Source organism: Shewanella sp. c952 (genome assembly GCF_019654975.1).
Lineage (GTDB): Bacteria > Pseudomonadota > Gammaproteobacteria > Enterobacterales > Shewanellaceae > Shewanella.
In genome coordinates, this window is sequence record NZ_BPEW01000073.1 from 1 (window position 1) to 2,114 (window position 2,114).

At 41.6% G+C, this 2,114-nt stretch carries 1 tRNA gene and 2 rRNA genes; all 3 read right to left on the bottom strand.

Going from position 1 to position 2,114, the window contains the following annotated elements:
* Positions 1-1,718: 1,718 nt before the first annotated feature.
* Positions 1,719-1,834, bottom strand: a 5S ribosomal RNA gene (gene rrf / locus K5R16_RS21880).
* Positions 1,835-1,849: 15 nt separating this feature from the next.
* Positions 1,850-1,925 (bottom strand) — tRNA-Thr (locus K5R16_RS21885).
* A 69-nt stretch (positions 1,926-1,994) separates the two neighbouring features.
* Positions 1,995-2,110 (bottom strand): 5S ribosomal RNA (gene rrf, locus K5R16_RS21890).
* Positions 2,111-2,114 lie beyond the last annotated feature (4 nt).

The following is a 2,114-nucleotide window of genomic DNA, read 5'->3' on the forward strand; positions in this document are numbered from 1 at the left end:
CGTTTGTCACCTGAATCAAATTCCCGAAGGTTTTTAACTCTCTAACACCGCTGCAAGTCCCGTACTACCTAAGCTTTCGTTTAGTTAGTTGGCCTGCTGTGCCGTGTCAGTGGATGCGCATTATAGGCAAATCCTGACAGAGCGCAAGCGCTTTTATCAATTAAAACAACCTTTTTTAAAAGTCACAACTAAGACACACCATACACACCACTTACCCCCAGATTTATCCACAATTCAGCACAGTATCTAGGTCTGAACCTCAGAGCGGGATAATGAGTCTAGTACAGTATAAAAAACTTGCACGACTTTACTGTAAATACTCTTAGCTTATTTAAGTGTCCTAGATACGGGAAACCAAATAACCAAGACTAAAAGAACTATTGCCAGCAGCTATTACTTTATTGAAAACTTTCCAGTCCAGCGGGGGAGAAAGTATAGGTTACCTAGCTAACTTGAGTTGATAGCACGCAGAGGATTTAATTTATGTTCCCCAAACACTATGCTGTTTTATTGTTTGCATCTTTTCAGATGGATTTAACCTTCAAGGAAACACTGACGGTACCTGTCAATTTATACAAAAGCTGACAGAGCGAGACACTAGGCCAAACCACAGGATACAAAGGATAAGAATTCACGACTCTAAATACTTAGGTAATGCCCTTCAACAGCTGCCATGAGAATAAGTCCAACTATAAGCACTAACCAGCCCTTTTCCGCACAGAGTAGTGATTAACAAAACAATCTTCTCAGCGTTAGTCATTGCCATAATGACAAGCCTCAAGTAAATCACCTATATAGAAATAGGTCACCGTCCTCTATAGCCCCCGCTGTGGATATTACGACCTGATAATTAAGCCTTACTCATACGATCCACTCTCATGTCGGCATATAGATGGTACCTCCACCTATCGTTAGGCCATATCATTATTGTACTAGGAGCTTTTAACATTACTCATGTAAATACTCCCCCTCTAATTACTGACTTTGCTTCGCTTTCAAAGCTAATATTTAAAACAGAAGGTGCTGAGCATGGTTTACTCTTTATTATCCTAGGAGGTGCATATTCCGACGGCTATGGTAGTGGTTATAGCAACCGTGAAGTTATCATCGCAGTAACTCAAAAACTCAAATTACAGGCTTAAAAAGCCCCGCTATTTAGTAGCGAGCTTTTAACTCTCGATACGAGACAGGTTTTAATAAACGTAGGCACCTAGCTGTGTGAATCGCCAAGAAAGTGAAAAGTGCAATATATACATGAGCTAATTTGGTGCCTAGCACATGTCTATGAACCTCTCATGTTCAGACCTTTTACTTCCCATACCCTGCTTTGCAGCTCAAGAAGCCATTAAATGAAAAATCCCTAACACAAAGTTGCGCGGTATTTATCTTTTCTCTTGCGAGAATAAAAAGGTGCCTAAAAGGCACCGAATCATACATCGGCATAGTGCTCACATAACGATTTACTGATGATTAACTAGCTCAAATTGTAAACATAAAAAAGCCCACTAAATAATAGCGAGCTTAGATACAAATTAGGCGCCTGGAAATGACCTACTCTTTATTATCCTCGAAGCGGGCACTTGGGCATATCGACCGCACAGCTATCAGTGTCACGCTAAGGGCTATAGCTTAATAACTAACTGATTCAAATTGCAGACGTAAAAAAGCCCGTTGCGTTAGCAACGGGCTTGATACTACTCTTAATGAGTAAATTAGGCGCTTGGAAATGACCTACTCTCACATGGGGAAACCCCACACTACCATCGGCGATACTGTGTTTCACTTCTGAGTTCGGAATGGGATCAGGTGGGACCACAGTTCTATGGTTTCCAAACAAATTCTTTTGAAATGGTGCTGATACCCAGAATCGAACTGGGGACCTCATCCTTACCAAGGATGCGCTCTACCGACTGAGCCATATCAGCAAAACCGTGCATCTATTTATTTGTCTTATGTGAAATATCACTGCAATTAAACAAACGACTTAATTAGGCGCCTGGAAATGACCTACTCTCACATGGGGAAACCCCACACTACCATCGGCGATACTGTGTTTCACTTCTGAGTTCGGAATGGGATCAGGTGGGACCACAGCTCTATGGTTTCCAGACAAA